The organism is Pseudomonas sp. YA1, from assembly GCF_058680555.1.
In genome coordinates this window covers 240,772-264,893 of record NZ_JBZWBG010000004.1, presented here as the reverse complement: position 1 = coordinate 264,893, position 24,122 = coordinate 240,772, and the positions used below count along the sequence as shown (strand labels likewise).

At 66.6% G+C, this 24,122-nt stretch carries 22 protein-coding genes; 13 read left to right on the top strand and 9 right to left on the bottom strand.

All coding sequences use genetic code 11. From position 1 onward, the window contains the following. Nucleotides 1-138 precede the first annotated feature (138 nt). Entirely contained in the window at nt 139-402 is a 264-nt protein-coding gene (locus AC4OR5_RS07600) for a hypothetical protein (RefSeq protein ID WP_003093992.1), read from the top strand. Here AC4OR5_RS07600 and AC4OR5_RS07595 read toward each other — a convergent pair whose 3' ends face one another. After that, on the bottom strand, nt 403-1,392 hold the full coding sequence (locus AC4OR5_RS07595) for an NAD-dependent epimerase/dehydratase family protein (protein WP_058161130.1): 990 nt from the start codon (nt 1,390-1,392) through the stop codon (nt 403-405). A 184-nt stretch (nt 1,393-1,576) separates the two neighbouring features. Here AC4OR5_RS07595 and AC4OR5_RS07590 point away from each other — a divergent pair, with 184 nt between their 5' ends. Beyond that, the gene (locus AC4OR5_RS07590) at nt 1,577-2,635 is read left to right on the top strand and encodes a saccharopine dehydrogenase family protein (RefSeq protein WP_058161129.1); all 1,059 of its coding nucleotides are present in this window, start codon (nt 1,577-1,579) and stop codon (nt 2,633-2,635) included. Here the strand turns inward: AC4OR5_RS07590 and AC4OR5_RS07585 are convergent, their stop codons facing one another. Continuing rightward, complete coding sequence (locus tag AC4OR5_RS07585; protein WP_073657809.1) at nt 2,636-3,538, bottom strand: LysR family transcriptional regulator ArgP; 903 nt, start codon at nt 3,536-3,538, stop codon at nt 2,636-2,638. A gap of 97 nt (nt 3,539-3,635) precedes the next feature. Between AC4OR5_RS07585 and AC4OR5_RS07580 the strand changes: the two genes are divergently transcribed. From AC4OR5_RS07580 to bifA, 4 genes are all read left to right on the top strand, one after another. After that, complete coding sequence (locus tag AC4OR5_RS07580; RefSeq protein ID WP_023435750.1) at nt 3,636-4,037, top strand: ACT domain-containing protein; 402 nt, start codon at nt 3,636-3,638, stop codon at nt 4,035-4,037. Between the two features lies 1 nt (nt 4,038). Then, on the top strand, nt 4,039-4,641 hold the full coding sequence (locus AC4OR5_RS07575) for a LysE/ArgO family amino acid transporter (protein ID WP_003094003.1): 603 nt from the start codon (nt 4,039-4,041) through the stop codon (nt 4,639-4,641). Nucleotides 4,642-4,987: 346 nt separating this feature from the next. Beyond that, nucleotides 4,988-5,569, top strand: coding sequence for a superoxide dismutase [Fe] (gene sodB / locus AC4OR5_RS07570; protein ID WP_003094005.1), 582 nt, complete (start codon nt 4,988-4,990; stop codon nt 5,567-5,569). Nucleotides 5,570-5,749: 180 nt separating this feature from the next. Next, nucleotides 5,750-7,813 (top strand): cyclic-di-GMP phosphodiesterase BifA, encoded by a 2,064-nt coding sequence (gene bifA, locus AC4OR5_RS07565; protein WP_057391848.1) that lies wholly within the window; start codon nt 5,750-5,752, stop codon nt 7,811-7,813. Here the strand turns inward: bifA and AC4OR5_RS07560 are convergent, their stop codons facing one another. After that, a complete protein-coding gene (locus tag AC4OR5_RS07560; protein WP_023107797.1) occupies nt 7,814-8,716 on the bottom strand; it encodes a GIDE domain-containing protein in 903 nt (300 codons plus the stop codon). It abuts the gene before it with no gap. 1 nt (nt 8,717) lies between these two features. Next, on the bottom strand, nt 8,718-9,290 hold the full coding sequence (locus AC4OR5_RS07555) for a LemA family protein (RefSeq protein ID WP_003094011.1): 573 nt from the start codon (nt 9,288-9,290) through the stop codon (nt 8,718-8,720). A 193-nt stretch (nt 9,291-9,483) separates the two neighbouring features. Here AC4OR5_RS07555 and AC4OR5_RS07550 point away from each other — a divergent pair, with 193 nt between their 5' ends. The 7 genes from AC4OR5_RS07550 (at nt 9,484) to pncB (ending at nt 20,313) form a co-directional block, all read left to right on the top strand. Then, nucleotides 9,484-10,824: an imelysin family protein gene (locus AC4OR5_RS07550; protein WP_003112765.1), complete on the top strand. Its 1,341-nt coding sequence runs from the start codon at nt 9,484-9,486 to the stop codon at nt 10,822-10,824. A 162-nt stretch (nt 10,825-10,986) separates the two neighbouring features. Further along, nucleotides 10,987-12,408, top strand: a complete 1,422-nt coding sequence (locus tag AC4OR5_RS07545; RefSeq protein ID WP_014603282.1) for a di-heme oxidoreductase family protein — start codon at nt 10,987-10,989, stop codon at nt 12,406-12,408. Nucleotides 12,409-12,417: 9 nt separating this feature from the next. Further along, nucleotides 12,418-13,482 (top strand): imelysin family protein, encoded by a 1,065-nt coding sequence (locus tag AC4OR5_RS07540; protein WP_003094017.1) that lies wholly within the window; start codon nt 12,418-12,420, stop codon nt 13,480-13,482. Nucleotides 13,483-13,492: 10 nt separating this feature from the next. Then, complete coding sequence (locus AC4OR5_RS07535; RefSeq protein ID WP_003094019.1) at nt 13,493-14,587, top strand: DUF1513 domain-containing protein; 1,095 nt, start codon at nt 13,493-13,495, stop codon at nt 14,585-14,587. 154 nt (nt 14,588-14,741) lie between these two features. Continuing rightward, entirely contained in the window at nt 14,742-15,872 is a 1,131-nt protein-coding gene (mexV, locus tag AC4OR5_RS07530) for a multidrug efflux RND transporter periplasmic adaptor subunit MexV (protein ID WP_058161127.1), read from the top strand. Nucleotides 15,873-15,922: 50 nt separating this feature from the next. After that, the gene (mexW, locus tag AC4OR5_RS07525; protein ID WP_023126539.1) at nt 15,923-18,979 is read left to right on the top strand and encodes a multidrug efflux RND transporter permease subunit MexW; all 3,057 of its coding nucleotides are present in this window, start codon (nt 15,923-15,925) and stop codon (nt 18,977-18,979) included. A 137-nt stretch (nt 18,980-19,116) separates the two neighbouring features. Continuing rightward, the gene (gene pncB, locus AC4OR5_RS07520) at nt 19,117-20,313 is read left to right on the top strand and encodes a nicotinate phosphoribosyltransferase (RefSeq protein ID WP_003094025.1); all 1,197 of its coding nucleotides are present in this window, start codon (nt 19,117-19,119) and stop codon (nt 20,311-20,313) included. Nucleotides 20,314-20,437: 124 nt separating this feature from the next. On the opposite strand, the gene AC4OR5_RS07515 is transcribed toward pncB, so the two are convergent. The 5 genes from AC4OR5_RS07515 to AC4OR5_RS07495 form a co-directional block, all read right to left on the bottom strand. Then, nucleotides 20,438-20,680, bottom strand: a complete 243-nt coding sequence (locus tag AC4OR5_RS07515) for a hypothetical protein (protein ID WP_012077171.1) — start codon at nt 20,678-20,680, stop codon at nt 20,438-20,440. Continuing rightward, nucleotides 20,677-21,381, bottom strand: a complete 705-nt coding sequence (locus AC4OR5_RS07510) for a lipopolysaccharide kinase InaA family protein (protein WP_003094029.1) — start codon at nt 21,379-21,381, stop codon at nt 20,677-20,679. The genes AC4OR5_RS07515 and AC4OR5_RS07510 overlap by 4 nt, the downstream gene beginning before the upstream one ends. Nucleotides 21,382-21,383: 2 nt before the next feature. Beyond that, nucleotides 21,384-22,067 (bottom strand): class I SAM-dependent methyltransferase, encoded by a 684-nt coding sequence (locus AC4OR5_RS07505; RefSeq protein WP_003094031.1) that lies wholly within the window; start codon nt 22,065-22,067, stop codon nt 21,384-21,386. Nucleotides 22,068-22,146: 79 nt separating this feature from the next. Next, nucleotides 22,147-23,427: a sensor histidine kinase gene (locus tag AC4OR5_RS07500; protein ID WP_003094037.1), complete on the bottom strand. Its 1,281-nt coding sequence runs from the start codon at nt 23,425-23,427 to the stop codon at nt 22,147-22,149. Next, on the bottom strand, nt 23,417-24,100 hold the full coding sequence (locus AC4OR5_RS07495) for a response regulator transcription factor (protein WP_003094039.1): 684 nt from the start codon (nt 24,098-24,100) through the stop codon (nt 23,417-23,419). Before AC4OR5_RS07495 ends, AC4OR5_RS07500 begins: the two co-directional genes overlap by 11 nt. Nucleotides 24,101-24,122 lie beyond the last annotated feature (22 nt).

Here is a 24,122-nt window from a genome sequence, read left to right as displayed (position 1 = left end):
ACGGAGCGAACGCTGTCCGGCACAGACCGCCGCGGGCCGCCGCCGGTTCCCCGCCCCGCACGCCGGCGCTGGCCCGCGGCCCGCATGGCACGTCGCTTGCCTGGGGTTTGCCAGGCAGATTCGAGAGCCGGAGGATGCATGGAGTTGAACAAATCCTTGCTGGATTGCATGCGCGCCGTGCGCCGACGCCTGCGCGAGGAACAGGCGCTGGATATCCACTTCCAGCAACGCGACGCGGTCGCCGCGATGCAGGCGGCCTGCGCCCGCTCCGGCGATGCGACGACGCGGGAGCTGGGACAGCGCCTCGGCAGGCTCAGCGGGGTCGCGCTGCCGCTGGCGGAACCTTCCCTGTTGCCCGCGCAGGCGCCGAGCCGACAATACGCCGGCCCGCTACGCGGCTGATCAGAGTCCCTGGGCGCGCCACCAGGCGCAGAACTCGTCGAGCGCGGTCCACAGGCTGACCCGCGGGTCGTAGTCGAGGTATTCGCGGGCGCGGTTGATGTCCAGGGTGAAGTTCTTCGCCATCACCGCCATGCCCAGGCGGAACAGCACCGGCTCCGGGCGCCCCGGCAGGATCCGGCAGACGCCTTCGTTGAGCGCCGCCAGGCCATAGCCGACGGCATACGGCAGGTGACCGCCGACCGACGGCAGGTCGAGCTGGCGCATCACGTAGTTGACCGCATCCCAGAACGGTACCGGCTGCCCGTTGCTGATGTTGTAGACCTTGCCCAGCGCCGGCTCGCCGGCCAGCAGGCAACTGAACAGCGCGTCGTTGAGATTGTGCACGCTGGTGAAGTCGACCCGGTTCAGGCCGTTGCCGAGGATCCGCAGGCGTCCCTTGCGGTGGGCCTGGATCATTCGCGGGAAGATGCTGGTGTCGCCGGCGCCGACCACGAAGCGCGGACGCAGTGCCAACACTTCCAGGCCCAGGTCGCGGGCGCTGAGCACCAGTTGCTCGGCCTGGTACTTGGTCGCCCCGTAATGGTCGGAAAAACGCCGGGGTACGTACTCTTCGTTCAGGTCCAGGTGGTCGCGCCCGTCGAAATAGATCGACGGCGACGACAGATGCACCAGGCGCCGCACCTTTTGCCGCATGCAGGCCTCGACGACGCTCTCGGCAAGCCCGACGTTGGCCGCCAGGAAGCGTTCGCGCGGCCCCCAGACTCCGACCGCGCCGGCACAATGCACCACCGCCTCGACATCCTCGCAGAGGCGCAGGACCAGCGCCGGGTCGGCGAGGTCGCCGGGAACGAACTCGGCGCCCCGCGCCACCAGATGCTCCACCGCGTCCGCACGACGACCGCTGACCCGTACCGACAGGCCCTGCTCCAGGGCGAAGCGAGCGAAACGCCCGCCGATGAAGCCCGTCGCCCCCGTTACCAGAATCCGCATTGCGTTTCTCCCGTTGTCCTTCTTGTGCCGCGACTCTAGCAACCCGGAGCCGCGCCACCACTGGCACAGCATGCCAGAACAACGACCTTGCGGGCCGCCGGCACGACTTGCGTTGGGCGACAGAAGCGGCGCTGCGCGCTACAAGGTCTAACCTGAAAGCCACCTGCACGCTGGGAGACGCACCATGGCCAGTCACTGGATGATCTACGGCGCCAACGGCTACACCGGCCGGCTGGTCGCTGAACAGGCGCAGCGCGAGGGCCTGACGCCGCTCCTCGGCGGACGCAACCCGGCCGCCCTGCACGCCCTCGGCAGCCAGCTCGGGCTGGAGTGCCGGGTCTTCGACCTGGGGGATCCGCAGGTCTGCCGCGAAGCCCTGGACCAGGTGAAGGTGGTGGCCCATTGCGCCGGTCCGTTCTCCGCCACCAGCACGCCGATGATCGCCGCCTGCCGCGCCACCGGCACCCACTACGTGGATATCACTGGAGAGATCGCGGTGTTCGAGCAGGCCCACGCCGGCGACGCCGAGGCCCGCGAGGCCGGCATCGTGGTCTGCCCGGGCGTCGGCTTCGATGTGATCCCCACCGATTGCCTGGCCGCCTGCCTGAAGGAGGCGCTGCCGGACGCGCAACGGCTGGCGCTGGGCTTCGACACCGGCAGCGGGCTTTCGACGGGAACCGCGAAGACCAGCGTCGAAGGCCTCAAGTTCGGCGGCAAGATCCGCGAGAATGGCCGCCTGCGCGACGTGCCCCTGGGCTACAAGCGCCGCGACATCGATTTCGGCCGCGGCCTGCGGCACGCCGTGACGATTCCCTGGGGCGACGTGGCCACCGCCTACTACAGCACCGGCATCCCGGACATCGAGGTCTACCTGCCGGCGCCGCCGCTGCTGGCCCTGGGCATGCGCCTGATCGACCCGCTGCGTCCGTTGCTCGGTCGGCAACGGGTCCAGGACTGGCTCAAGGGACAGGTCGACAAACGCATCGCCGGCCCCGACCAGGCGGCCCGCGAGCGCCTGCGCACCTGGGTCTGGGGCGAGGCGCGCAACGCCCGCGGCGAACGCCGCACGGCGCGCCTGGAGACGGCCAACGTGTACGACCTGACCCTGCACGGCGTGCTCCTGGCAGTGCGCCACCTGCTGGACTACCAGGGTCCCGGCGGCTACTTCACGCCATCGCGGTTGCTCGGCGCGCGCTGCGTCGAATCGTTGCCCGGCTCCGAACGAATCACCGTCATCGGCTGATCAGCCTGACACCCGCACCAAGCCGTCGCCGGCGCGGGCGAGCAGGTGCTCGGTGAGCGACGCGAGCAGTTCGCCGCCGTTGCGCCAGTAGTGCCAGTACAAGGGTACGTCGATGACCTGGCCGGGCAGCAACTCGACCAGTTCGCCGCGCGCCAGCTCGCCTTGCACCTGGCGCTCCGGCACCAGGCCCCAGCCGAGACCGCCGGCGGTGAGGCGGACGAAACCTTCCGAGGACGGGCAGAGGTGGTGGATGAAACCGCCCTCGACGCCGAGGTCCTTGAGAAAGCGGTGTTGCAGCAGGTCGTCCGGGCCGAACACGATCGCCGGCGCGCCGGCCAGGGCGGCCGCCTCGACCCCGCGGGGAAAGTGCCGGGCAATGAAATCCGGGCTGGCCAGGCCGCGATAACGCATGGCTCCGAGCAGCAGCGAACGCGCGCCGGCCACCGGCCGCGCGCTACCGCAGACGCAGCCGGCCACCTCGCCCGCGCGCATGCGCTTGAGCCCGACCTCCTGGTCCTCCACCACAAGGTCCAGCAGCACCCGCCGCTCGGCGCAGAAATCGCCCACCGCGGCGGCCCACCAGGTCGCCAGGCTATCGGCGTTGAGAGCGATGCGCAGGCGTTCCGGGGCACCGCCTTCATCCAGGTTCGGCACCCAGCGCTGCAGGTCGCCCTCCAGCAGCCGCACCTGCTGCACATGGTTGAGCAGGCGGCGCCCGAGATCGGTGGGATGCGGCGGCGTCTCGCGCACCAGGACCGGCTGGCCGACCCGCGCCTCGAGCAGCTTGATCCGCTGCGATACCGCCGATTGCGACAGCCCCAGCGCCTGTGCGGCGCGCTCGAAACCGCCCTGCTCCACCACCGCGGCCAGCGCGGCGAGCAACTTGTAGTCGAACAAAATCAGTTTTCCTAATGAGAGATCAGCAGGATTCGTTTTCCTTATAAACCGCCCGCGGCCACACTCGCCAGCACTTTTCCGATCCACCCGACGCGGACCGACCATGGCTGGCGAAACCTCGCTGCGCACCCTGCTGCGCACGCTCACTCCCGAACTCAATCCCGGCGACTATGTGTTCTGTACCTGCGCCGATGGCGCGCTGCCGAACGGCACCGAGCCGCTCGCCAGCTTCCGCGAGCGCGAGGGCCTGACCCTGGTGCTCGAACGCCGGCAGGCCGAACGCCTGGGCCTGCCCTACGAATACGTGGCGGCCTGGATCACCCTGACGGTGCACTCCTCGCTGGCGGCAGTGGGCCTGACCGCCGCCTTCGCCACGGCGCTGGCCGAAGCCGGGATCAGTTGCAACGTGATGGCCGGCTATTTCCACGACCACCTGTTCGTCGCCCGCGACGAGGGCCGGCGCGCCCTCGCCGTGCTCCAGCGGCTGGCGGCGGAGGCACACTGACATGTGGCAGAGCTATCTCAACGGCATCCTGGTGGCTGCCGGCCTGATCATCGCCATCGGCGCGCAGAATGCCTTCGTCCTCGCGCAGAGCCTGCGCCGCGAGCATCACCTCTCGGTGGCCGCGCTCTGCGTGTTCTGCGACGCGGTGCTGGTCAGCCTCGGCGTGTTCGGCCTGGCCAAGCTGCTGCTGGAAAACCCGACGCTGCTGGCCATCGCCCGCTGGGGCGGGATCGCCTTCCTGACCTGGTACGGGCTCAAGGCGCTGCTTCGCGCGTTGCGCCCGGACGCCCTCGGCAACGCCGCGGAAACCGGGCCACGCTCGCGCAAGGCGGTGCTTCTGGCGGCACTGGCGGTCACCCTGCTCAACCCCCACGTCTATCTCGATACCGTACTTCTGATCGGTTCGCTTGGCGCCCAGCAGGCCGCGCCGGGCGCCTATGCCCTCGGCGCGGCCAGCGCCTCGCTGATGTGGTTCTTCGCCCTCGCCCTCGGCGCGGCGTGGCTGGCCCCCTGGCTGGCGCGCCCGGCCACCTGGCGCCTGCTCGACCTGATGGTGGCGGCCATGATGCTGGGCATGGCCGCGCAACTGCTGTTCCGGGGATAACGCGGTTTCCCTCTTCCCGAGCGAACCCTCGCGCCGCCAGGCAGTCCAGAGAGAATGCGGCGGTGTTCGCCGGCGAGCTTGCAGAAGCCCGTCGCAGCGCGCCGCCGCCGGCCTTTGCCCCTACAGTTGCTGCGTGGATATGCCCCGACACGGGTGCTATGATCCGGAGTTCGCGGCACTGGGAGCCTAGGCTCCGAGTCGCACCCGGCGCCCTTTCCGGAGCGCTCCGCCGAACGTCCCCCCGGGGATCCAGGACGGGCTCCCGGACAGGCATCGGACCGGCCCCGTGAACCGGTCGCGCGCTAGCCGCGCCAGTCCTGACCTGAGGAAGAATAGGAGAGACACCATGGCTTTCGAATTGCCGCCGCTGCCTTACGAAAAGAACGCCCTTGAGCCGCACATTTCCGCAGAAACCCTGGAATACCACCACGACAAGCACCACAACACCTACGTGGTGAACCTGAACAACCTGATCCCGGGCACCGAGTTCGAAGGCAAGAGCCTCGAAGAGATCGTCAAGAGCTCCTCCGGCGGCATCTTCAACAACGCCGCCCAGGTGTGGAACCACACCTTCTACTGGAACTGCCTGAGCCCGAACGGCGGTGGCCAGCCCACCGGCGCCCTGGCCGACGCCATCAACGCCGCCTTCGGCTCCTTCGACAAGTTCAAGGAAGAGTTCACCAAGACTTCCGTCGGCACCTTCGGTTCCGGCTGGGGCTGGCTGGTGAAGAAGGCCGACGGCTCCCTGGCCCTGGCCAGCACCATCGGTGCCGGCAACCCGCTGACCAGCGGCGACACCCCGCTGCTGACCTGCGACGTGTGGGAACACGCCTACTACATCGACTACCGCAACCTGCGTCCGAAGTACGTCGAGGCGTTCTGGAACCTGGTCAACTGGGACTTCGTAGCGAAGAATTTCGCTGCCTGAGTCTGATCAGAACCACGAAAAAGCCCGGCATTCGCCGGGCTTTTTCGTTTTAATCTGCGGTCCAGGAGCCATCGTCTACCCTCAGGAACTGGTAGACCTTCGCTCGTGATAGCCTCTTGAGGTAAACAAGCTCTTCCTACCGGCTTGTCTTTCGCCCTGGCGACGAACAAGGAAGGCCCCTTGAAACTGGACTCCCGACACAGCCTCTCGCTCAAGCTGCTGCGTGTCGTGCTACTGGCGGCGCTGGCCGTTGGCGTAGTGCTCAGTTGCGCGCAGATCGTCTTCGACGCCTACAAGGCCAAGCAGGCGGTGAGCAGCGACGCCCAACGCATCCTCGCGATGGTCCGCGACCCTTCCACCCAGGCGGTCTACAGCCTCGACCGGGAAATGGCGATGCAGGTCCTCGAAGGCCTGTTCCAGCACGAGGCGGTGCGCCAGGCGAGCATCGGCCATCCCGGCGAGCCGATGCTGGCGGAGAAATCCAGACCGCTGCTGGACCTGCCGACGCGCTGGCTGACCGACCCGATCCTCGGCCAGGAACGCACCTTCAGCATTCGACTGATCGGCCGCCCGCCCTATAGCGAATACTACGGCGACCTGAAGATCACCCTGGACACCGCGCCCTACGGCGAGAACTTCGTCACCACTTCGGAAATCATCTTCATCTCCGGCATTCTCCGCGCCCTGGCCATGGGCCTGGTGCTGTTCCTGGTCTACCACTGGATGCTGACCAAGCCACTGTCGAAGATCATCGAGCACCTGGTCAGCATCAATCCCGACCGCCCCAGCCAGCACCAGTTGCCGCTGCTCAAGGGGCACGAACGCAACGAGCTGGGGCTCTGGGTGACCACCGCCAACCAGTTGCTCGCCTCGATCGAAAGCAACAGCCACCTGCGCCGCGAGGCCGAAGACAACCTGCTGCGCATTTCCCAGTACGACTTCCTCACCGGCCTGCCGAACCGCCAGTTGCTGCAACAGCAACTCGACCAGATCCTCGACGGCGCCGGCCGCCAGCAGCGCCGGGTGGCAGTGCTGTGCCTGGGCCTCGACGATTTCAAGGGGATCAACGAGCAGTACACCTACCAGCTCGGCGACCAGTTGCTGATCGCCCTCGCCGACCGCCTGCGCGGGTACAGCGCGCGGCTCGGTTCGCTGGCGCGCCTGGGCGGCGACCAGTTCGCCCTGGTCCAGGCCGACATCGAGCAACCCTACGAGGCGGCCGAACTGGCGCAGAGCATCCTCGACGGCCTGGAAGCGCCGTTCGAGATCGACCAGCACGAGGTGCGCCTCCGCGCCACCATCGGTATCACCCTGTTCCCCGAGGACGGCGAGACCACGGAGAAACTGCTGCAGAAGGCCGAGCAGACCATGACCCTGGCCAAGACCCGCTCGCGCAACCGCTACCAGTTCTACATCGCCAGCGTGGACAGCGAGATGCGTCGCCGCCGGGAACTGGAAAAGGACCTGCGCGACGCCCTGCAGCGCCACGAGCTGCACCTCGTCTACCAGCCGCAGGTGGACTACCGCGACCACCGCGTGGTCGGCGTCGAGGCGCTGCTGCGCTGGCAACATCCGTTGCACGGCTTCGTCCCGCCGGACCTGTTCATCCCGCTGGCGGAACAGAACGGCAGCATCTTCAGCATCGGCGAGTGGGTGCTCGACCAGGCCTGCCGGCAATTGCGCGAATGGCACGACCAGGGCTTCGACGACCTGCGCATGGCGGTCAATCTTTCCACCGTGCAGCTCCACCACAACGCCCTGCCACGGGTGGTCAGCAACCTGCTGCAGGTCTACCGCCTGCCGGCGCGCAGCCTGGAGCTGGAAGTCACCGAGACCGGCCTGATGGAGGACATCTCCACTGCCGCCCAGCACCTCCTCAGCCTGCGCCGCGCCGGCGCGCTGATCGCCATCGACGATTTCGGCACCGGCTATTCCTCGCTGAGCTACCTGAAGAGCCTGCCGCTGGACAAGATCAAGATCGACAAGAGTTTCGTCCAGGACCTGCTGCAGGACGAGGACGACGCGACCATCGTTCGCGCCATCATCCAGCTCGGCAAGAGCCTGGGCATGCAGGTGATCGCCGAGGGCGTGGAAACCGCCGAGCAGGAGGCGTACATCATCGCCGAAGGTTGCAACGAAGGTCAGGGCTACCTGTACAGCAAGCCGCTGCCGGCCAGGGAGCTGACCCAGTACCTCAAGCAGGCGCGGCGCCTGAGCCAGGCCACCAGCAGCGAACGGCCCTGATCAGAACAGGCGGCTGAACAGCCAGCCCGCCAATAGCGCGCTGCCCAGGCAGAGCAACGCGGCCCCCGCCGCCTGGCGGCGCAGTTGCACGGCGAGATCGTCCTCGCCCTGGCTGGAGAGAATGAAGGGATGCGCCTCCCCCGGCTTGCCGAGCTGGTGGCGGGTCGGCGCGGCGCTGCTTGCCCGATGCCGGTCCTCGGCCTCCAGCCGTGCCGCCAGGCGCACCCGGTTCCATTCGCGCTCGTCCAGCTCGCCGTTGCCGTCGCTGTCGAAGCGCGCCAGCAGCCCGTGGAAATCGCCCTTCCATTCACGGATGACCGCACCCTGCGCCCGTTCGGCATCGAGTCCCTGGCGACCGCCACCGCTGCTGCGGAATTCGCCCAGCGCATAGAGCGGCTCGCCGGCGTGCAGGCGCTCCTCGGTGTAGCGGTAGAGCCGCTCTCCGCCGACCAGGGTGCCGAAGCTCTCCAGCAGTCGCAGGGTATCGATCGGTGCTTCGCGAAAAGCCTCCCAGCGCTGCTGGGTCAAGGGTCGCACCTCGGCGCCGCGTGGGTCGACCAGGCAGGCATCGGTGGCATCGCGCAAGCCGAATGGCGACTCGCTGGCACCTTTGTCGACGGTGCGCCAGGCCTTCTCACGGCCGCTGCGCTTTTCCTCGACTTCGATGCGGTAGCGCCACCACAGGCATGGCTTGCCAGTCAAGGGAGCCTGCAGCGGGCCTTCCGGGCCCTCCTCGAGCACCCCGTAGAGTTCGACGAAACCCTGCGCCGCCGAACGGATCCGCGAGGTCGGTACGTCGCCGAGCAGGCGCGCCCGGGCAAGGCGGCGCACGAACTGCCAGCCGGCCCAGGCGCAGAGCCCCAGGCTGGCGGCGATGAACAGCCAGCGCAGGTCGAAGTCCATCTCAGCCGAACAGGGCCTTGAGATCGACGTCGGCCTTCTCCGCCTCGCTGAACTGCAACAGCTCGGCGGCCTTGAAGCCAGCGACACGGGCGATCAGCAGGTCGGGAAATTGCTCGATGCGCACGTTGTTCAGGTTCACCGCCTCGTTGTACAGCTCGCGGCGATCGGCGATCCCGTTCTCCAGGCCGCTGATGCGCTGGGAAAGGAACTGGAAACTTTCGTTGGCCTTGAGCTGCGGGTAGTTCTCGGCCAGCGCGAAGAGCTGCCCCAGGCCGGCGCGCAGGCCGCTCTCGGCCTTGCCCAGGGCATTCACGTCGGCGCGCTCGCGGGCGCTGGCGACGGCGTTGCGGGCGGCGATGACCCGCTCCAGGGTGGCGCGCTCGTGCTGCATGTATTGCTTGCAGGCCTCGACCAGCTTCGGCAGCTCGTCATGGCGCTGCTTGAGGAGCACGTCGATGTTGGCCCAGGCCTTGCCCACGGCGTGCTTCAGCCGTACCAGGCCGTTGTAGAGCACCACCGCGTAGCCGGCGAGCAGCAGCAGGACAACCCAGAAAGCGATAGCGGTCAGACTCATAGACGGAGCTCCGGACGAAGATACTGGCATTCTAGCTGCGCCCGACATGTCCAGGCACGACGGCGATCACGCTGCGCCCTTTTCAAAAATGCAAATCTTTCGCATTATGTGGCGGTTTTTTAACGCCCTCGCGGGTGTTTCCGACAAGCGCACGCCGCTTCGGCACGCCACCAATAAAGCAAAGGAATCCGCCATGACTCGTATGCCCCTGGCCACCGCCAGTCTGCTGGCCCTCGCCATCTCCCTCGCCGGCTGCGGCGACGACAAGAAAGCCGAAGCGCCCGCAACACCGGCGGCCAGCACGCAGCCCGCCGCGCCCGCCGCCGCCCCGGCCGCCAAGGTCGACGAGGCCGCCGCCAAGGCAGTGATCAAGAACTACGCGGACCTCGCCGAAGCCACCTTCGCCGATGCCCTGAGCACCGCCAAGGACCTGCAGAAAGCCATCGACGCGTTCCTCGCCAAGCCTGACGCGGAGACCCTGAAAGCCGCCAAGGAAGCCTGGTTCGCCGCTCGTACCCCTTACTCCCAGAGCGAAGCCTTCCGCTTCGGCAACGCGATCATCGACGACTGGGAAGGACAGGTTAACGCCTGGCCGCTGGACGAAGGCCTGATCGACTATGTCGCCAAGGACTACCAGCACGCCCTGGGCAACCCCGGCGCCACCGCCAACATCGTCGCCAACACCGAGATCCAGGTCGGCGAAGACAAGATCGACGTCAAGGAAATCACCGGCGAGAAACTGGCCAGCCTGAACGAGCTGGGCGGTTCCGAAGCCAACGTCGCCACCGGCTACCACGCCATCGAGTTCCTCCTCTGGGGCCAGGACCTGAACGGCACCGGTCCGGGCGCCGGCAACCGTCCCGCCACCGACTATGCCCAGGGCAAGGACTGCACCGGCGGCCATTGCGACCGTCGCGCCGCCTACCTGAAGGCCGTCACCGACCTGCTGGTCAGCGACCTCGAATACATGGCCGGACAGTGGAAAGCCGGCGTCGCCGACAACTACCGCGCCAAGCTGGAGGCCGAACCGGTGGATACCGGCCTGCGCAAGATGTTCTTCGGCATGGGCAGCCTGTCCCTCGGCGAACTGGCCGGCGAGCGCATGAAGGTCGCGCTGGAGGCCAACTCCACCGAAGACGAGCACGACTGCTTCAGCGACGACACCCACCACACCCTGTTCTTCAACGGCAAGAGCATCCGCAACATCTACCTCGGCGAGTACAAGCGCATCGACGGCAGCGTGGTCAAGGGCCCGAGCCTGGCCGACCTGGTCGCCAAGGCCGACGCCGCCGCCAACGACACCCTGAAGGCCGACCTGGCCGACACCGAGGCCAAGCTGCAGGCCATCGTCGACAGCGCCGAGAAGGATGGCGTGCACTTCGACCAGATGATCGCTCCGGACAACAAGGACGGCCAGCAGAAGATCCGCGACGCCATCGCCGCCCTGGTCAAGCAGACCGGCGCCATCGAGCAGGCCGCGGGCAAGCTGGGTATCCAGGACCTGAAGCCGGACAACGCCGACCACGAGTTCTGATTCCTTCCTGCGCCAACAGCGTGCGGCCCATGGCCGCACGCTGCGTTTCAGGGCCTCGAAAGCGGACTTCGCGGGCCTTTACAAACGCAAATCCCTCTTATTTTGATTAGCTCCAACTGGTAAGCTTGCGGGCTGTTTCCACGCAGTCCGGGATGTTCGCCGATGTCGTTGCCGTCACCTTCCATGCCGCTCGCCTGTCTCCTGACGGCGCTCCTTCTGGGCGGATGCGGCGCCGACGACGAACCGCTGCGCGCCGAGCCCGGTGAACACCTGTCCGGGGGCGCGACCACGGTGCTGCAAAGCGACCGCAACGCCTTCTCCCTGCCCTCCGCCAACCTCGCCCCGAGCCGGCGCCTGGACTTCAGCGTGGGCAACAGTTTCTTCCGCAACCCCTGGGTCATCGCCCCTTCCTCCACCACCGCGCGCGACGGTCTGGGACCGCTGTTCAATACCAACGCCTGCCAGAACTGCCATGTTAAGGACGGCCGCGGCCACCCGCCGGGAGCGGACGCGGTCAGCGCGGTGTCGATGCTGGTACGCCTGTCGATCCCGGCCGGCCCTGCGGACGGCAAGACCCTATTGCACCAGGGGGTGATTCCCGAGCCGACCTACGGCGGCCAGTTGCAGGACGTCGGCATTCCCGGCGTCGCCCCGGAAGGCAAGGTGCGGATGGACTACGAGCCGCTGAAGGTGAGGTTCGAGGACGGCACCGAGGTCGAACTGCGCAAGCCGATCCTGCGGATCAGCCAGCTCGGCTATGGGCCGATGCATCCGCAGACGATGTTTTCCGCCCGCGTCGCCCCGCCGATGATCGGGCTCGGCCTGCTCGAGGCGATTCCCGAAGAGGCGATCCTGGCCAATGCCGATCCGGACGACCGCAACGGCGACGGTATCCGCGGGCGCGCCAACCAGGTCTGGGATGCCGCGCGGCAGCGCACCGCGCTCGGCCGCTTCGGCTGGAAGGCCGGCCAGCCGGATATCCCGCAGCAGAACGCGCACGCCTTCGCCAACGACATGGGCCTGACCAGCAGCCTGCTGCCCCACGACGACTGCAGCGCCGCCCAGGTCGAGTGCCGCCGGGCGCCCGACGGCGGCGAGCCGGAAGTCAGCGACAACATCTTCGCCCAGGTGCTGTTCTACAGCCGCAACCTGGCGGTCCCGGCGCGGCGCAAGGTGGACGACCCGCAGGTGCTGGCCGGCAAGCGCCTGTTCGCCCAGGCCAACTGCGTGGCCTGCCACGTTCCCGCCTTCACTACCGGTTCCGACGCCAGCGAGCCGGAGCTGGCCAACCAACGGATTCGTCCCTATTCCGACCTGTTGCTGCATGACATGGGCGACGGCTTGGCGGACAATCGCCCGGAATTTCTCGCCAGCGGGCGGGACTGGCGAACCCCGCCGCTATGGGGCATCGGCCTGACCGAAACGGTCAACGGTCACACCCAGTTCCTCCACGACGGGCGCGCCCGCAATCTGCTGGAGGCGATCCTCTGGCACGGCGGCGAAGCCGAAGCGGCCAAGCGGCACGTGCTCGGCTTCGACGCCGACCAGCGCAGCGCCCTGCTGGCCTTCCTGAATTCACTCTGAGGAGCCCACATGTTCCGCCCACGACTGCTCTTGACCAGCCTCGCCATCGCCCTCGGCGCCTGTTCGCCGCAAGACCCGCAGGCCGTCACCAGTGCCGCCCTGGCGCAACAGGTGATCCTGCCGACCTACAGCCGCTGGGTGGAGGCCGACCAGGCCCTGGCCAGCAGCGCCCTGGCCTACTGCCAGGGCAAGGAAGACCTGGCCAAGGCCCGCGACGCGTTCCACGCCGCGCAGAAGGCCTGGGCCGAGCTGCAACCGCTGCTGATCGGCCCGCTGGCCGAGGGCAACCGCGCCTGGCAGGTGCAGTTCTGGCCGGACAAGAAGGACCTGGTCGGGCGCCAGGTCGAACAGTTGCTGAAGAACAACCCGCAGGTCGACGCCGCGGCCCTGGCCAAGGCCAGCGTGGTGGTGCAGGGGCTCTCCGCCTACGAATACATCCTCTTCGACAGCAAGATCGACCTCGCCGACGCCGCCACCAAGGCCCGCTATTGCCCGTTGCTGGAAGCCATCGGCACCCACCAGCAGCAACTGGCCCAGGACATCCTGGCGCGCTGGAAGAACGACGGCGGCATGCTCACCCAGATGAGCAAGTTCCCCAACGACCGCTATGCCGACGCCCACGAGGCGATCGCCGAGCTGCTGCGGGTCCAGGTCACCGCCCTGGACATGCTGAAGAAGAAACTCGGTACTCCGCTGGGCCGGCAGAGCAAGGGCATTCCCCAGCCCTACCAGGCCGAGGCCTGGCGCAGCAACGCCTCGCTGGCCAGCCTGGACGCCAGCCTGAGCGGCGCCCAGGCGCTCTGGGAAGGTATCGACGGCAAGGGCCTGAAGACCCTGCTGCCGGCCGAACAGAAGGCCCTGGCCGGCAAGATCGACGCCGCCTACGCCGACAGCCACGCGAAGCTGGCGGCGCTGGAACAGAAACCGCTCTCCGAACTGCTCGCCAGCGAAGACGGGCGCAACCAGCTCAACGCCCTCTATGACAGCCTGAACGTGGTCCACCGCCTGCACGAAGGCGACCTGGCCCGCGCCCTCGGCGTGCAACTGGGCTTCAACGCCAACGATGGCGACTGAGGTCGGCACCATGCTGCGACGTCATGTGATCGGCCTGGGCAGCCTGCTGCTCGGCGCTTTGTCCTTCGGCGGCTGGAGCTTCAGCCGCCAGGGTAGCCAACCGCTGGTGCTGTCGGCGCGCGACGACGCCGATGGCCAGCATTACGCGGTGGGCTACCGCCTGGACGGCAAGTGCCAGTTCGCCACCCGCGTGGCCCAGCGCTGCCATGACATCGTCCAGCACCCGAGCCTGCCGCTGGCGCTGTTCGTCGCCCGCCGGCCAGGCACCGAAAGCTACCTGATCGACCTGAACGACGGTCGCCTGCTGCAGACCCTGGTCTCGCAGAAAGACCGCCACTTCTACGGCCACGGCGTGTTCCACCAGAGCGGCGAATGGCTCTACGCCACCGAGAACGACACTACCGATCCCGGTCGCGGCGTGCTCGGCGTCTACCGTTTCGACGGCGAGCGACTGCAGCACAGCGGCGAGATCTCTACTCACGGCCTCGGGCCGCACCAGGTTTCCTGGATGCCCGACGGCGAGACCCTGGTAGTGGCCAACGGCGGCATTCGCACCGAGGCGGAAAGCCGGGTCGAGATGAACCTCGACGCCATGGAGCCCAGCCTGGTGCTGATGCGCCGCGACGGCAACCTGCTGTCCAAGGAAACCCTGGCGCAGCAGATGAACAGCGTCCGCCACCTGGCGATCGGTCGCGACGGCACCATCGTCGCCGGCCAGCAGTTCATGGGCGATGCCCACGAACATGCCGACCTGCTGGCGATCAAGCGCCCCGGCCGCCCCTTCGAAGCCTTCCCGGTGGCCGAGGAGCAGCGCCTGGCGATGGCCCAGTACACCGCCAGCGTGGCGATCCACGACGACCTGCGCCTGGTGGCCCTGACCGCCCCGCGCGGCAACCGGTTCTTCATCTGGGACCTGGACAGCGGTGCCGTGCGCCTCGACGCGCCGTTGCCGGACTGCGCCGGCGTGGGCGCGGTGAAGAACGGCTTCGTCGTCACCTCCGGGCAGGGCCGTTGCCGCTTCTACGACTGCCAGGGCGAGCGCATCGCCGCGCAACCGCTGGAGCTGCCTTCCGGCCTCTGGGACAACCACCTGCACCTGGCCTGAGAGCGCTGCACCAACCGCCAGGCAGTCGGAAGCGACCTGCAACACGCTTGAAATCTTTCGCCAATCCTGTGCTTTGACAAGCCTTGAAAGCTGCACGTAATGTGTCGGATTCGCCCCGAAACGGGGCGCTCTCGGCATACCAGGGACCAGGATTATGTTGCTCCGCCGCATGTTGATCATGCTCGCCGCGGTGATCGCCGTGGTGGCGATTCTCGCCGGCTACAAGGTCTACTCCATCCGTCAGCAGATCGCCCTTTTCAGCGCACCGAAACCGCCGATCAGCGTGACCGCCAGCCTGGCCGAACAGCGTCCCTGGCAGAGCCGCCTGCCAGCCATCGGCAGCCTCAAGGCGTTCCAGGGCGTGACCCTAACCGCCGAAGTCTCCGGCACGGTACGCGACGTACTGTTCCTTTCCGGCGACCAGGTGAAGCTGGACCAACCGCTGATCCAGTTGGAAAGCGACGTCGAGGAAGCCACCCTGCGCACTGCCGAGGCCGATCTCGGCCTGGCCAGGGCCGAGTACCAGCGCGGCCGCGAACTGATCGGCAGCAAGGCCATCTCGAAAAGCGAATTCGACCGCCTCGCCGCGCAGTGGGCCAAGACCAGCGCCACCGTCGCCGAGCTGAAGGCGGCACTGGCGAAGAAGCGCGTGCTCGCGCCCTTCGCCGGGACCATCGGCATCCGCCAGGTGGACGTCGGCGACTACGTCTCGCCCGGGACGCCGATCGCCACCTTGCAGGACCTCTCCACCCTGCTCCTGGATTTCCACCTGCCCGAGCAGGACTTCCCCCTGCTCAGCCGCGGCCAGTTGGTGAAGGTCCGGGTCTCCGCCTACCCCGGCCAGGTGTTCGACGCCGAGATCGCCGCCATCAACCCCAAGGTCGACAACGAGACCCGCAACCTGCAGGTCCGCGCCGCCCTGGAGAACCCGGACGGCAAGCTGCTGCCGGGCATGTTCGCCAACCTCGAGGTGATGTTGCCTGGCGAGGAACAACGCGTCGTGGTGCCGGAGACGGCGATCACCTTCACCCTCTACGGCGACTCGATCTACGTCGTCGGGCAGAAGAAGGACGAGCAGGGCCAGGTGTCGAAGGACGACAAGGGCCAGCCGCAACGGGTCGTCGAGCGCCGCTTCGTCAGGATCGGCGAACGCCGCGAAGGCCTGGCGGTGGTGCTCGAAGGCCTGGAGGGCGGCGAGCAGGTAGTGACTTCCGGGCAACTGAAGCTCGACAACGGCGCCGCGGTGGCCATCGTCGCCGAGCGGGACCTCCAGCAAGAGCACTGAGTCGCGCGCCTTCCCGCTCCGTGGCGGAAGGCTTGCCAAGGGACTGAAACATGGCTTTTACCGATCCGTTCATCCGTCGTCCGGTCCTGGCGAGCGTGGTCAGCCTGCTGATCGTCCTGCTCGGCATGCAGGCCTTCAGCAAGCTGGTGATCCGCGAGTATCCACAAATGGAGAACGCGCTGATCACGGTGACCACGCTCTACGCCGGAGCCAACGCGGAGACCATCCAGGGCTACATCACCCAGCCGCTGCAGCAGAGCCTGGCCAGCGCCGAAGGCATCGACTACATGACCTCGGTGAGCCGGCAGAACTATTCGACCATCTCCATCTACGCGCGGATCGGCGCCAATACCGATCGCCTGGTCACCGAGCTGCTGGCCAAGTCCAACGAAGTGAAGAGCCAGCTGCCGCCGGACGCCGAGGACCCGGTGCTGCAGAAGGAGGCCGCGGACGCCTCGGCGCTGATGTACATCAGCTTCTACAGCGAGCAGATGAACAACCCGCAGATCACCGACTACCTGTCGCGGGTGATCCAGCCCAAGCTGGCGACCCTGCCCGGTATCGCCGAGGCGGAGATCCTCGGCAACCAGGTGTTCGCCATGCGCCTGTGGCTGGACCCGGTGAAGATGGCCGCGTTCGGCGTCACCGCCGGCGAGATCAACCAGGCGGTGCAGCAGTACAACTTCCTCGCCGCCGCCGGCGAGGTGAAGGGCCAGTTGGTGGTCACCAGCGTCAATGCTTCCACCGACCTCAAGTCGCCCCAGGCCTTCGCCGCCATCCCGGTGAAGACCGACGGCGACCGCCGGGTGCTGATGGGCGATGTCGCACGGGTCGAACTGGGCGCCGCCAGCTACGACGCGATCAGTTCGTTCAATGGGATTCCCTCGGTCTACATCGGCATCAAGGGCACGCCCAGCGCCAACCCGCTGGACGTGATCAAGGAAGTGCGGGCGAAGATGCCCGAACTGGAAGAGCAATTGCCGCCCAACCTCAAGGTGTCCATCGCCTACGACGCCACGCGCTTCATCCAGGCCTCCATCGACGAAGTGGTGAAGACCCTCGGCGAGGCGGTGCTGATCGTCATCGTGGTGGTGTTCCTGTTCCTCGGCGCGTTCCGTTCGGTACTGATCCCGGTGGTGACCATTCCGCTGTCGATGATCGGCGTGTTGTTCTTCATGCAGGCCATGGGCTACTCGATCAACCTGCTGACCCTGCTGGCGATGGTCCTGGCCATCGGCCTGGTGGTGGACGACGCGATCGTGGTGGTGGAAAACATCCACCGCCACATCGAGGAGGGCAAGCCGCCCTTCGAGGCTGCCCTGGAGGGCGCGCGGGAGATCGCCGTACCGGTGGTCAGCATGACCATCACCCTCGCCGCGGTCTACGCGCCGATCGGCTTCCTCACCGGCCTCACCGGCGCCCTGTTCAAGGAGTTCGCCTTCACCCTGGCCGGCGCGGTGATCATTTCCGGGATCGTCGCCCTGACCCTGTCGCCGATGATGTGCTCGCGCCTGTTGCGCCACGAGGAGAATCCCTCGGGCCTGGCGCATCGCCTCGACCTGATCTTCGAGGGCCTGAAGCGACGCTACCAGCGCGCCCTCCACGGCACCCTGGACACCCGTCCGGTGGTCCTGGTGTTCGCCGTGCTGGTACTGGCGCTGATCCCGGTACTGCTGATGTTCACCAAGAAGGAGCTGGCGCCGGAAGAGGACCAGGGCATCGTGTTCCTCATGACCAACTCGCCGCAGACCGCCAACCTCGACTACCTGAATCGCTATACCGCCGAGTTCGAAGGCATCTTTCGCAGCTTCCCGGAGTATTACTCGGCGTTCCAGATCAACGGCTACAACGGCGTCCAGGCTGGCATCGGCGGCATGCTGCTCAAGCCCTGGGACGAACGCGAAAAGAGCCAGATGGAATTGCTCCATGCGGTGCAGGCGAAGCTCAACGAGATTCCCGGCGTGCAGATCTTCGCCTTCAACCTGCCGTCACTACCGGGCACCGGCGAGGGCCTGCCATTCCAGTTCGTGCTCAACACCGCCAACGACTACGAGTCGCTGCTGCAAGTGGCGCAACGGGTGAAGCAGCGCGCCAGCGAGTCCGGCAAGTTCGCCTTCCTCGATCTCGACCTGGCGTTCGACAAACCCGAGCTGGTGGTCGACATCGACCGCGAGAAGGCCGCGCAGATGGGCGTCTCCATGCAGGACCTGGGGGTGGCGCTGGCCAGCCTGCTCGGCGAGGGCGAGATCAACCGCTTCACCATCGACGGGCGCAGCTACAAGGTCATCGCCCAGGTCGAACGCCCCTATCGCGACAATCCCGGCTGGCTCGGCAGCTACTACGTGAAGAGCCGCAACGGCCAACTGGTCGCCCTCTCGACCCTGATCGAGACCCACGAACGGGCACGGCCACGGCAACTGAACCAGTTCCAGCAGCTCAACTCGGCGATCATCTCCGGCTTCCCCATCGTCAGCATGGGCGAGGCCATCGAGACGGTTCAGCAGATCGCCCGCGAGGAAGCCCCGCGCGGCTTCGCCGTCGACTACGCCGGCGCTTCCCGGCAATACGTGCAGGAAGGCAGCGCATTGCTGGTCACCTTCGGACTGGCCCTGGCGATCATCTTCCTGGTCCTCGCCGCACAGTTCGAAAGCTTCCGCGATCCGCTGGTGATCATGGTCACCGTGCCGCTGTCGATCTGCGGTGCGCTGATACCGCTGTTCCTCGGCGTGTCGAGCCTGAACATCTATACCCAGGTCGGCCTGGTGACACTGATCGGCCTGATCAGCAAACACGGCATCCTGATCGTCGAGTTCGCCAACCAGTTGCGCCACGAACAGGGGCTGGGGCGTCGCGAGGCCATCGAGCAGGCCGCCGCGATCCGCCTGCGGCCGGTTCTGATGACCACCGCGGCGATGGTGCTCGGGGTGATCCCGCTGATCCTCGCCACCGGCGCCGGGGCGGTCAGTCGCTTCGACATCGGCATCGTGATCGCTACCGGCATGTCGGTGGGCACCCTGTTCACCCTGTTCGTCCTGCCGTGCATCTACACCCTGGTGGCCAGGCCGGATGCCCCGCCAGGCGTGACGCAAGCGGCAAACTCACACTGATCGGAAACGGCGGACAGAGACAACAGCGCTGTCCGCCGGCGCTGTCGCCCCATCCCACAGCCCTCCGGGCGCGATCCTATGTCCGCCGGCAGCTGCCTCCAGTAGACTGCCCGCTGAAACGCAGTGGTGAGACGAGCATGGCCGAGAGCGCTTTTTCCGAACGTATCGTGCAGAACCTGCTGGATACCGACTTCTACAAGCTGACCATGATGCAGGCGGTGCTGCACAACTATCCCAACGCCGAGGTGGAGTGGGAGTTCCGCTGCCGCAACCAGGAAGACCTGCGCCTGTACCTGCCGGCCATCCGCGAACAGCTGGAATACCTGGCGGGCCTGGCGATCAGCGACGAGCAACTGGCCTTCCTCGAACGGATTCCCTTCCTCGCGCCGGACTTCATCCGCTTCCTCGGGTTGTTCCGCTTCAACCCGCGCTACGTGCAGACCGGCATCGAGAACGACGAATTCTTCCTGCGCCTGAAAGGTCCCTGGCTGCACGTGATCCTCTTCGAAGTGCCGCTGCTGGCGATGATCAGCGAGGTGCGCAACCGCGCCCGCTACCCGGCCGCCACCGTCGAGCAGGCGCGCGAACGCCTGCAGGAAAAGTTCGATTGGCTGCGCCGGGAGGCCAGCGCCGAGGAACTGGCCGGCTTCAAGATGGCCGACTTCGGTACCCGCCGCCGCTTCTCCTATCGGGTCCACGAGGCGGTGGTGAGCGGTCTGAAGGATGACTTTCCGGGCTGCTTCGTCGGCACCAGCAACGTCCACCTGGCACGCAAGCTCGACCTCAAGCCCCTCGGCACCATGGCCCACGAATGGCTGATGGCCCACCAGCAGCTCGGTCCGCGCCTGATCGACAGCCAGAGTGCCGCGTTGGACTGCTGGGTCCGCGAATACCGTGGGCTGCTCGGCATCGCGCTGACCGACTGCATCACCACCGATGCCTTCCTGCGCGACTTCGACCTCTATTTCGCCAAGCTCTTCGACGGCCTCCGCCACGACTCGGGCGACCCGTTGCTGTGGGCGGAAAAGACCATCGCCCACTACCTCAAGCTGGGCATCGACCCGTTGACCAAGACCCTGGTGTTCTCCGACGGCCTCGACCTGCCGCGGGCCCTGAAGATCTATCGCGCGTTGCAGGGCCGGATCAACGTCAGCTTCGGCATAGGCACGCATTTCACCTGCGACCTGCCGGGCGTCGAGCCGATGAACATCGTGGTGAAGATGAGCGCCTGCAACGGCCATCCGGTGGCGAAGATCTCCGATACGCCCGGCAAGGCGCAATGCCGGGACCCGGACTTCATCCACTACCTCAAGCACGTGTTCCAGGTCGCCTAGGGCAAGCCTGGCGCGCCGCGGCAAGGTGGCGCATGAGGCCTGGTCCTTATTCGGCCCATGCCTCCGACGATCTCATCGCCCATGAAAAAGCCCCGCCAAGGCGGGGCTTTTTCGACAAGGAGACTCAGCGCGACAGGCTGGCTCCCCCCTGGGAAAGACCGAACATCAGCAGCAGGATGTCCTTGTTCGGCTGGACCTCCTGGCGCGTCGGCCGCTCGGCCTTGAGCACCGAAGGCGTCGGGCAGTACTCATGACCGCCGCTCATCTGCACCACGTTCGGCGCGGGTTCGTGCCAGGCGGCAGCCGCGGCTGTAGCCACGGCGAGAGCGCCGACCAGCAACAAACCTCGAGTGATTTCTAATTTCATGTCTGCAACCCTTTGATGGCGCTGCCAAACGCCGTCTGGTAACCATAGATGAAGGCTTGCCACTGCGCGCCAGTCCACGACGAACGGCGCTTCAACTGCTTCAGGTCGTGCTGGGACGCCTTGTTCACCGTAAGGCGGCGGCGGCTCTTCTCCAGGTCGATCAGCGCTACTTCGATGGCCTCGCCCTCGACGCGGACGAAGATGTGCTTCGGATAGAGACAACCGTGCTGCCAGTGGGCGAGATTCATCCGGGCAATGGTAGCGCCGATTTGTTGCAGAATTCTTTGGTGCTTCGCTTCGCCCCAGCGGTCCTGGTCACCGCGCGCATAGCACTCGTCGAGGCTGGAGAAACCCTCCAGGGCTTCGGTCACCAGCAGCGCCTGCCACTGTCCGTCGACTTTGCGGCAGCCGGAATAGACCAGGCGCGGCACGCGAATACCAAGCGACTCGAAGGCCCGTAGCGCGTCGCGCTCGCGCATGGCGGTGGGATAGCCGAAAGGGCGCTGCCAGTCGCGGTAGACGTGGCCGGTCTGCTGCTTGCGATAGAGCAGCCGTCCATCGCCGGTGTACACCCGCTGCACGCCGCTCGCCCCGCCGCGGCGCTCGTTGGGCTCCTCGACCCAGCTGCCGGGTACCTGCAACCACTGGTCGATGGCGGAGTCGCCGGAGATACGTTGCAGGGATGCCAGATCGGGAGCCATCGTTATTCCTTTCGCAAGATATAGACCCGCCACATGTGATACAGCGGGATGAAATCGAGATGCTTCTGGACGACGAAGCCGGCGTCGCGGAACTCGCGCTCGACCGTTTCGGCTGGTAACACGAAGCGGTTCTGGTAGCCGGTCTGTTCCCCGTTCGCTACCCGCCGTGCCTCCATGCGCCTACGCTTCCAGGCCTTGAAATTGCCATCGACCCAGAGGGAAAGAATCACGCTGTCCCGCGTGACCCGGTGAAACTCGCGGAGCAGGACGCGTCGATCGTCCGCCTCGCCGATGTGGTGGAGCAGCCGCATGCAGAAGATATTGTCCACCGAGCTGTCCGGCAGGTCGATGGCGAAAGCGGAAGTCTGCAAGGGCCGTACCCGTTTCACCACACCGTCCGGCTGGCCGGCACAGGCGACCGCCAGCATGTCCGCGGAATTGTCGGCGCCGATGATCACCCGGTTGTCCTTTTCCGCCAGCAGCGGCCAGAAGCGTCCGGCGCCGCAGGGCAGGTCGAGCACCAGGTTGGGCTGCCCCGCGAGCTTCAGCGCGTGCCGGGCGAGTTGGACGTCGCGCCGGTGGGAAAGTTTCCGGGCGAGGCCGTCCTGATGCTTCTTCAGGTAGGCCTCAGCATGCTCGCGATCATACTTGTGAGAAAAGTCGAGGTCGACAGGCGGATTGTTCATGACGGGAACTCCAGGATTCATGAGACGAACGGTATGAATCCAGCCGTCAAGCTCGGGTCAAGGGGTGGTGAATTTTTCGTCAAGCAACATCGAGTAAAACTTCGAACCGGCAGCCGTGCGGCTCCACCGCGCTGAGGGTTACGCTCCAGCCCTCGGCCGCGCAGATCCGCTTCACCAGCGAGAGCCCGAGGCCAAGACCTTCGCCGCGCCCGGAGCTGGAACTGCCGCGAACGAAGGGCATGAAAATGCGTTCGCGTTGTTCTTCCGGGACGCCCGCCCCGGTGTCCTCGACGCTGAAACCATGCTCGTCGAGGGTCAGCGTGATGCTCCCGGCATCGGTGTAGTGGGTCGCGTTGCGCAACAGGTTGCCCATCACCGCGCGCAGCAGCGGCGCGTTGAACTGGCCGGCGCAGGCACCTTCGTTGCGGTAGTGCAGGGTCAGTCCTCGCGCCTCGACCTGTTCGCGCCAGACCTGGACCAGGTCGTCGGCGATGCTCTCCAGGCTACCGTGGGGCGCCAGGCTTTCCTCGCCCTTCTGCGCACGCGCCAGCAACAGGAAGGTTTGCACCAGATCGCGCATCTCCTCGGTGGCCTTGGTCATCCGCTCCAGTTGGCCACGGGCGCGCGGGCCGAGGCTGGGTTCTTCGGCCAGCAGTTCGCACGAGGTGGCGATGACCATCAACGGCGTACGCAACTCATGACTGACGTCGCTGGTGAACAATTGCTCGCGCTTGAGCGCGTCGCGCAGGCGGCCAAGGGTCTCGTCGAAGGAAGCGGCCAGCTCGCCGACCTCGTCGTTGGCGTAGTCCGGCGCCAACGGCGGCGCCAGACCGAGCAACTGTTCGCGATGCCGCACCTGGCGCGCCAGGCGCACCACCGGCTCCATCACCTTGCGCGCGAGCATCCAGCCAAGCAGGCCGGCCAGGGCGATGCTCAGCACGTAGCCGGTCAGCACCGAGGCATAGAGCACCTGCTCGCGCGCTTCGAAATCGCTCTGGTCCTGCAGCAGGACGAAGCGGCGACCATCGATGTCGCGCACCAGCGCATGGAACGACAAGTCGCCCTCGAACACTTCGTGGAAACCGACATCCAGTTGGTCCAGCGCCGGCGGCATGGCGTAGGAGCCCTGGCCGTCGCTGATGAAGAAGCGCATGCCGGGATCGAGCACCGGGTTGCGTCCCTGGGCCAGGTCGTCGCGCAGGATGCGCTCCAGTTCGCCGCCCAGGTCGCGGGAAATCAGGCGCTCCTCGATGATGTGGACCACGCCGACGATGCCGGCGGAGAACAGTCCTCCCACAGCGACCGTCATCAACATGAAGGCGATGACGATCCGGCGGGCGAGGCTCTGCTTATACTCCATTCGGCTCCTCCGCCAGGCGGTAGCCAACGCCATGCACCGTATGCAGCAAGGCCACGGAGAATGGCTTGTCGATCACCTGACGGAGTTGATGGACGTGGCTGCGCAGGCTGTCGCTGTCCGGGCAGTCGTCGCCCCAGACCGCTTCTTCCAGGGCATCCCGGCGCACCACATGGGGGCTCTTCTGCATCAGCACGGCGAGCAGCTTGAGGCCGATCGGGTTGAGCTTGAGCGACTTGCCCGCACGCTTGACCTCCAGGGTGTCCAGGTCATAGCTCAGATCGGCCACGCTCAGCTCGCGGCGGCCGCCACCCTGGGCGCGACGCAGCACCGCCTCGATGCGTGCGGAAAGTTCGGAAAGGGCGAAGGGCTTGACCAGGTAATCGTCGGCGCCGGAACGAAACCCCTGCAGGCGGTCGTCCAACTGGTCGCGGGCGGTGAGCATGATCACCGGGGTGTCGCGCCGTGCGTCTTCGCGCAGGCGCCGGCACAGGGCATAGCCGTCGATTCCCGGCAGCATCACGTCGAGCACGATCAGGTCGTAGTGCTCGGTGGCCGCCAGGTGCAGGCCGGACAGCCCGTCCTGCGCGCAATCCACGGTATAGCCCTTGAGCGACAGGTAATCGGCCAGGTTGGCCAGGATGTCGCGGTTGTCTTCGACCACCAGTATTCGCATGTCCCACTCCTTCGCAGGAAGA

Coding starts and splice junctions, on each gene's coding strand:
- AC4OR5_RS07575 (WP_003094003.1), top strand. CDS start 4,039: ATGTGGCAGAGCTATCTCAACGGCATCCTGGTGGCTGCCGGCCTGATC.
- pncB (WP_003094025.1), top strand. CDS start 19,117: ATGGCCGAGAGCGCTTTTTCCGAACGTATCGTGCAGAACCTGCTGGAT.
- AC4OR5_RS07600 (WP_003093992.1), top strand. CDS start 139: ATGGAGTTGAACAAATCCTTGCTGGATTGCATGCGCGCCGTGCGCCGA.
- AC4OR5_RS07510 (WP_003094029.1), bottom strand. CDS start 21,381: ATGGCTCCCGATCTGGCATCCCTGCAACGTATCTCCGGCGACTCCGCC.
- AC4OR5_RS07500 (WP_003094037.1), bottom strand. CDS start 23,427: ATGGAGTATAAGCAGAGCCTCGCCCGCCGGATCGTCATCGCCTTCATG.
- AC4OR5_RS07595 (WP_058161130.1), bottom strand. CDS start 1,392: ATGCGGATTCTGGTAACGGGGGCGACGGGCTTCATCGGCGGGCGTTTC.
- AC4OR5_RS07495 (WP_003094039.1), bottom strand. CDS start 24,100: ATGCGAATACTGGTGGTCGAAGACAACCGCGACATCCTGGCCAACCTG.
- sodB (WP_003094005.1), top strand. CDS start 4,988: ATGGCTTTCGAATTGCCGCCGCTGCCTTACGAAAAGAACGCCCTTGAG.
- AC4OR5_RS07535 (WP_003094019.1), top strand. CDS start 13,493: ATGCTGCGACGTCATGTGATCGGCCTGGGCAGCCTGCTGCTCGGCGCT.
- AC4OR5_RS07560 (WP_023107797.1), bottom strand. CDS start 8,716: ATGGACTTCGACCTGCGCTGGCTGTTCATCGCCGCCAGCCTGGGGCTC.
- AC4OR5_RS07555 (WP_003094011.1), bottom strand. CDS start 9,290: ATGAGTCTGACCGCTATCGCTTTCTGGGTTGTCCTGCTGCTGCTCGCC.
- AC4OR5_RS07545 (WP_014603282.1), top strand. CDS start 10,987: ATGTCGTTGCCGTCACCTTCCATGCCGCTCGCCTGTCTCCTGACGGCG.
- AC4OR5_RS07515 (WP_012077171.1), bottom strand. CDS start 20,680: ATGAAATTAGAAATCACTCGAGGTTTGTTGCTGGTCGGCGCTCTCGCC.
- mexV (WP_058161127.1), top strand. CDS start 14,742: ATGTTGCTCCGCCGCATGTTGATCATGCTCGCCGCGGTGATCGCCGTG.
- AC4OR5_RS07550 (WP_003112765.1), top strand. CDS start 9,484: ATGACTCGTATGCCCCTGGCCACCGCCAGTCTGCTGGCCCTCGCCATC.
- AC4OR5_RS07590 (WP_058161129.1), top strand. CDS start 1,577: ATGGCCAGTCACTGGATGATCTACGGCGCCAACGGCTACACCGGCCGG.
- mexW (WP_023126539.1), top strand. CDS start 15,923: ATGGCTTTTACCGATCCGTTCATCCGTCGTCCGGTCCTGGCGAGCGTG.
- AC4OR5_RS07505 (WP_003094031.1), bottom strand. CDS start 22,067: ATGAACAATCCGCCTGTCGACCTCGACTTTTCTCACAAGTATGATCGC.
- AC4OR5_RS07540 (WP_003094017.1), top strand. CDS start 12,418: ATGTTCCGCCCACGACTGCTCTTGACCAGCCTCGCCATCGCCCTCGGC.
- AC4OR5_RS07580 (WP_023435750.1), top strand. CDS start 3,636: ATGGCTGGCGAAACCTCGCTGCGCACCCTGCTGCGCACGCTCACTCCC.